At 57.9% G+C, this 4,563-nt stretch carries 6 protein-coding genes and 1 pseudogene; 4 read left to right on the forward strand and 3 right to left on the reverse strand.

The annotated features are described in order from the left end of the window. Together NW837_RS09110 and NW837_RS09115 are read right to left on the reverse strand one after the other, a co-directional pair. Window positions 1-291, reverse strand: a pseudogene (locus NW837_RS09110) (long-chain acyl-[acyl-carrier-protein] reductase); the annotation flags it as partial. Window positions 292-401: 110 nt separating this feature from the next. Continuing rightward, window positions 402-1,133 (reverse strand): aldehyde oxygenase (deformylating), encoded by a 732-nt coding sequence (locus tag NW837_RS09115; RefSeq protein WP_041436745.1) that lies wholly within the window; start codon window positions 1,131-1,133, stop codon window positions 402-404. 194 nt (window positions 1,134-1,327) lie between these two features. Between NW837_RS09115 and NW837_RS09120 the strand changes: the two genes are divergently transcribed. Further along, the gene (locus tag NW837_RS09120) at window positions 1,328-1,636 is read left to right on the forward strand and encodes a hypothetical protein (RefSeq protein WP_414330858.1); all 309 of its coding nucleotides are present in this window, start codon (window positions 1,328-1,330) and stop codon (window positions 1,634-1,636) included. Window positions 1,637-1,650: 14 nt separating this feature from the next. Here NW837_RS09120 and NW837_RS09125 read toward each other — a convergent pair whose 3' ends face one another. Next, a complete protein-coding gene (locus NW837_RS09125; RefSeq protein ID WP_041436747.1) occupies window positions 1,651-2,145 on the reverse strand; it encodes a pentapeptide repeat-containing protein in 495 nt (164 codons plus the stop codon). Between the two features lie 100 nt (window positions 2,146-2,245). On the opposite strand from NW837_RS09125, the gene NW837_RS09130 reads away from it, so the two are divergent. The 3 genes from NW837_RS09130 to NW837_RS09140 form a co-directional block, all read left to right on the forward strand. After that, window positions 2,246-2,554, forward strand: coding sequence for a gas vesicle protein GvpV (locus tag NW837_RS09130; protein WP_414330861.1), 309 nt, complete (start codon window positions 2,246-2,248; stop codon window positions 2,552-2,554). Between the two features lie 174 nt (window positions 2,555-2,728). Further along, complete coding sequence (locus NW837_RS09135; RefSeq protein ID WP_414330863.1) at window positions 2,729-3,760, forward strand: ABC transporter substrate-binding protein; 1,032 nt, start codon at window positions 2,729-2,731, stop codon at window positions 3,758-3,760. Window positions 3,761-3,806: 46 nt separating this feature from the next. Further along, window positions 3,807-4,563 (forward strand): ABC transporter permease (locus tag NW837_RS09140; RefSeq protein ID WP_414330866.1); only part of this gene is annotated, 757 nt, incomplete at its 3' end.

The following is a 4,563-nucleotide window of genomic DNA, read 5'->3' on the forward strand; positions in this document are numbered from 1 at the left end:
AGCAGTAATGTTCAAGCCGCGCCGCTGGGCCAGAGCCATCGCATTCAACACTTTCCGACAGGCGGCCTTCACCCGTCCCCCCGCCAACATCTCCGGCAAGAAACAGGATTCGACGTACTGCCCATAAATCTTTTGGCCGGTGATGCTGGTTACCATGATCTCGTCCACCACCTGAGGGGGAGCCATGCACCAGAACTCCAGGTCGCTCTCCGCATATTCGGAATAACCCAGCTTGTCTGCCACCCGCTTCGCATGGGCCAGGCTGGTCAAGTGCCCAATCAGGCCGAACATAAAGGTTTACCCGCTTGGATAACTGATGGATCCCATCAAAACATGTCCATACCCGCCTGTAGCCAGCCTAGAACTGCAGTCCGCCGGCAGAGGATGAATGCTGAGGTGGGTCATGCTGCCCGCAAACCCTGGGCTGAGAGGCGCATCACCTCGCGGGTGCTGAAGCCGATGTTGGCCAGCGCCTCTCCATAGGCAATCATAAAATCCTCGACGATGGCCTCGCGATCCATATAGATGGCTTCTACATCCTGGTCCACCTGCTGCAGCATCTGCCAGACCAAGGGCAGGTTCTGGGCGTTGGCCGCTTCGATCTGCCCTTTGACCTCGCCAAAATGCTCCCCTAGCCAGCGCTCTCCAAAATTGAGGTGCAGATATTCATCCTTGACCACCCCCTCGGTGATCTTGCGGGCAAACTCATCGGCGACGGGGATGTAAATGTTGTAGGCAGCAATGGCAAAGCATTCGATGATCAGCGACTGAATGACCAAGCAGGTAACTAGGTCTCCGGCTGCTGCCGCTTTTTGGAAATTGTTGCGCAAAGGGGCGAAGAAAGTGCGGGCAAACTCCCTATCCGGCTCTACCTGCAGGTTTTTGCCGCAGGATTGAAAGCCTTTCATGTGCCGCAATTCCATCTTGGCCAGCTTGTGCAGCTCCTCTGCCCCTTCCGGCAACATCTCGGCCAGCTTGAGGTAGTTGTCGTGGGCTTCTTGTTCCCCTTCGATCACAATGCCGTTGATGCGAGAGTAGGCCTGCCGGTAAACCGCGCTGCCATAGTCCAAGGTGGTGCCACCCTCATCGGCTAAAGGCTGGGGGGTATTGGGCAGGACGTTCACTGGGGCCATACTCATGCATCTCCTCTCGGTGTTGTTTGGGTGTTGTTGATTGTCTATGCTGACTCGACAATCGCCTCGATTGCAGTTGAATCGCTCTCTTAATCAGAATAGCTGTAGCTGCCGCAGAATTGGCGGGATTCCTTTTGCGGAATGATAGGGGTCTGCTAGGGTGAGGGTTCGAGTGCCGTTGTGGAGCCTGCTGTATGTCTGCTCTTGGGGATGGCCTGAACCAACTGCGCCAGTTGCTGGTGGAGCTGGAGGAACGATCCCTCGATCAGCCGATTGGCAGTGCCGAGGAGGTGTTGCAGGCCATTGAGCTAGCCACAGCTTTTGAGCTGTTTGAGGCGGAGAGCAGCGGTTTGCTGCTGCAGATTGTGGCCAATCTCTGGGATCGGGTACGGCAGCAGGATTTGTCTCCAGGGGAGATTCAGACGGTATCGGAGAAGTTGCGGGCGGTGGGCTATACCGATGCCGAAATTCAGGAGATCCTGGACTTGGAGCCGGAGGACTAGCCCCATTTCCCCCTCTAGGCTTGAACCATGCCCAGCTCCACCGGTGTAACACCCGCTTCCATCTGAGTGGTGGCGTCGTAGCAAGCCCCTCGCAGGTTGGCCAGCTTGAGTTTGCACTGGGCAAGAAGGGCTCCTCTCAAGTTGGCCCCGGTGAGATTGGCCCCTGCCAGGTCCGCTTGGCTGAGATCGGCTTCGCTCAAGTCCGCTTCGGCCAGGTTGGCCCCACGCAAGTTGGCTCCTTGCAATCGGGATCCCTGCAGCTTGGCTTTCTCTAGGTTGGCCAGCCGCAGGTTGGATCCCTGCAGATCCGCTTGGCTGAGGTCGGCGCCGCTCAGGTAGGCCCGCTCCAGGTTGGCAGAGGCCAGCTTTGCCTGGCGGAGAATGGATCCCCCCAAGTCGATCCCGGCCAAGTCGGCCCCGGCCAGATCAGCTCCGGCCAGTTGGCTGTTGCTGAAGTCCCGCTCACCGCTGCCGTAGCGTTGCAACAGGTCTGCTCCAGTTTCCACCATCGCTGTTTTCCACACCGGACGAATGGATCCTACCTAGGAATAGAAGGGCCGCCAAGAGCACGCTAGGATAGGCGCAAGCCGTTTTCCGGGATCCCCCCTTATGAGCTTGCCCCGTGTGCCCCGAACTCGACCTCGCCCCAAGCTGCGCTCGATCCCTCGCCGCCAAACCGAATCCGCCCTCTATGCCGAAATGCAGCAGCTCACTGTCGAAAAGCAGCGGCTCAACCAAGAGCTAGAGTTTATTCGAGAGCGGCAAGGGCAAATCCACGCGCGACTCCAGGAAATCGAGCAGGCCATGCAGCACCTTCAGCAGGAGGCAAAAGCCTTCCGGGATCCCGCTCCCCCCTCTGAACCGGCCCAGCTCAGATCCCGCCCTTCCCGCTTCCCGCCCATGACCTTCGAGTATTGAGGGATCCTATAAATCTCAAAGAAGACCCAAGATTCAAAGCAGACCTAAGCAACAAGTCAGGGGATTCTGTAGCCAACTTAACTATTTGCTGCTCGTCTCAAGCCGACCATAGAATCCAGGCCAGCGAACAGCTGTTCTCAAGCTGGCTGCACAGTTACTTGAACTTCCAGGCTTATGACTTCTTCTCCACAGATCTCGCGTCGCCGCCGGTTTTTGTCCTGGGTGCTGGGGTTGTTGCCCACCCTTTTGCTGGGAAGCTCCTCTCCCGCTCTGGCCCGACCCCCCATTCAGATGGGCTACAGCAATTGGGCAGGTTGGTGGCCGTGGGCCATTGGAGAAGAAGAGGGCATTTTCAAGAAAAATGGGGCCAACGTGCAGTTGCGCTGGTTCGATGGCTACATTGAGTCGATGGAAGCCTTTGCCGCCGGACAACTGGATGCCAATACCCAAACCCTGAACGATACGCTCTCCTTCGCGCCGAAATCTGTGAATGGTCAGGTGGTGGTGCTGGTCAACGACAACTCGGCAGGCAACGACAAGATCATCGTCCGGGAAGGGATCAACACCATTGCCGACCTAGTGGGTAAGCGGGTGGCTGTGGAAGAAGGCGTGGTGGATGACTTTCTGCTGACGCTGGGGCTGGAGCGGGAGGGATTTTCCCGCGACGATGTGATCATTGTGCCCTTGGAAACCGGAGCCGCCGCCGCTGCTTTTGCTGCCGGTCAGGTGGATGCGGTGGGAGCCTTTCCGCCCTTTTGGTTGACAGCCCTGGAGCGCCCTGGAAGCAAGGAGCTGTTCTCTTCGGCGGAGTTCCCAGGGGCCATTCCCGATTTGTTGGTGGTCAGCCAAAAATTGATTGACGAGCAGCCGGATCAGGTGCAGGCTTTGGTGAATAGCTGGTTCGATATTTTGAAGTTCATGGAGGAGAACCCGCAGCGAGCCGACGAAATCATGGCCAGACGTGCCGGTGTCACCCCAGAGGAGCTGCAACTGTTCAAAGATGGCATTCGTTTCTTCACCATAGAAGACAACCTAAAAGCCTTCAGCCCCGGCGAGGGAATGCAGCACATGCCCTATGCGGCCAGACAAATGGTGGACTTCATGGTGAGAGTGGGCTTCATCTCGGAGGGGCCCAAGGATCTGGAGGCATTGTTCGATGACCGCTTCGTTCGCGCCTATGCCGAGTCGGTGGGTGTTAGACGGTGAGAGATATCCGGGATCCCTTCATGGGCCACCAGTGAGGTAAGGTACGATGCTGACTGCTCCGGCTGAATCGCCTCCACCCACCCGCCCCAGTCTGCCCCCGACGGTGTTTTGGCGCATTGCCGAAGAGATCCCGCGCCCCTTGGCCTTGCTGCTGACGGCGCTATCGGTGCTGGTGCCTTTCGGCTTGTGGTGGGGCCTATCGGTCTCGGGGTGGGTACCGCCGCGTTTTTTGCCTTCTCCCCCTTCGGTATGGGCGGCCCTGCTGCGCCTGTGGCGAGACGGCCTGCTGTGGAAGGATACCTTGGCCAGCTTCAGTCGGGTTAGCAGCGGTTTTCTGTTGGCAGCAGTGGTGGCGACCCCCATCGGCATTGCCATGGGCACCTTCGCCAGCATCCGCGCCTTGATCGAGCCGATTAGCGGCATCTTTCGCTACATGCCCGCTCCTGCCTTCACCCCGCTGTTGATTATTTACTTGGGTTTGGATGAGGCCCCCAAGATCGGGTTAATTTTCATCGGCACCGTTTTCTTCAACATGCTGATGATCATGGATGCGGTGAAGTTCATTCCCAAAGAGCTGATCGAGGCCACCTACACCTTGGGGGGGCGGCGCTGGCAGGTGTTGCTGCAGGTGATCACTCCATACATCACCCCGAACATTCTCGACACCTTCCGCGTCAACATGGCTGCCTCTTGGAACTTGGTGGTGGTGGCAGAATTGGTGGCCGCCAATGAGGGTTTGGGTAGGCGGATCCAGCTAGCCCAGCGCTTCTTTAGAACCGACGAGATTTTTGCGTGCTTGATTG

The sequence above is a fragment of the Synechococcus sp. R6-10 genome (assembly GCF_047461815.1).
Classification (GTDB): domain Bacteria; phylum Cyanobacteriota; class Cyanobacteriia; order Thermostichales; family Thermostichaceae; genus Thermostichus.

Bases quoted from the DNA above. Each gene is read 5' to 3' on its own strand.
- NW837_RS09115 (WP_041436745.1), bottom strand. From the start codon at position 1,133: ATGGCCCCAGTGAACGTCCTGCCCAATACCCCCCAGCCTTTAGCCGAT.
- NW837_RS09120 (WP_414330858.1), top strand. From the start codon at position 1,328: ATGTCTGCTCTTGGGGATGGCCTGAACCAACTGCGCCAGTTGCTGGTG.
- NW837_RS09125 (WP_041436747.1), bottom strand. From the start codon at position 2,145: ATGGTGGAAACTGGAGCAGACCTGTTGCAACGCTACGGCAGCGGTGAG.
- NW837_RS09130 (WP_414330861.1), top strand. From the start codon at position 2,246: ATGAGCTTGCCCCGTGTGCCCCGAACTCGACCTCGCCCCAAGCTGCGC.
- NW837_RS09135 (WP_414330863.1), top strand. From the start codon at position 2,729: ATGACTTCTTCTCCACAGATCTCGCGTCGCCGCCGGTTTTTGTCCTGG.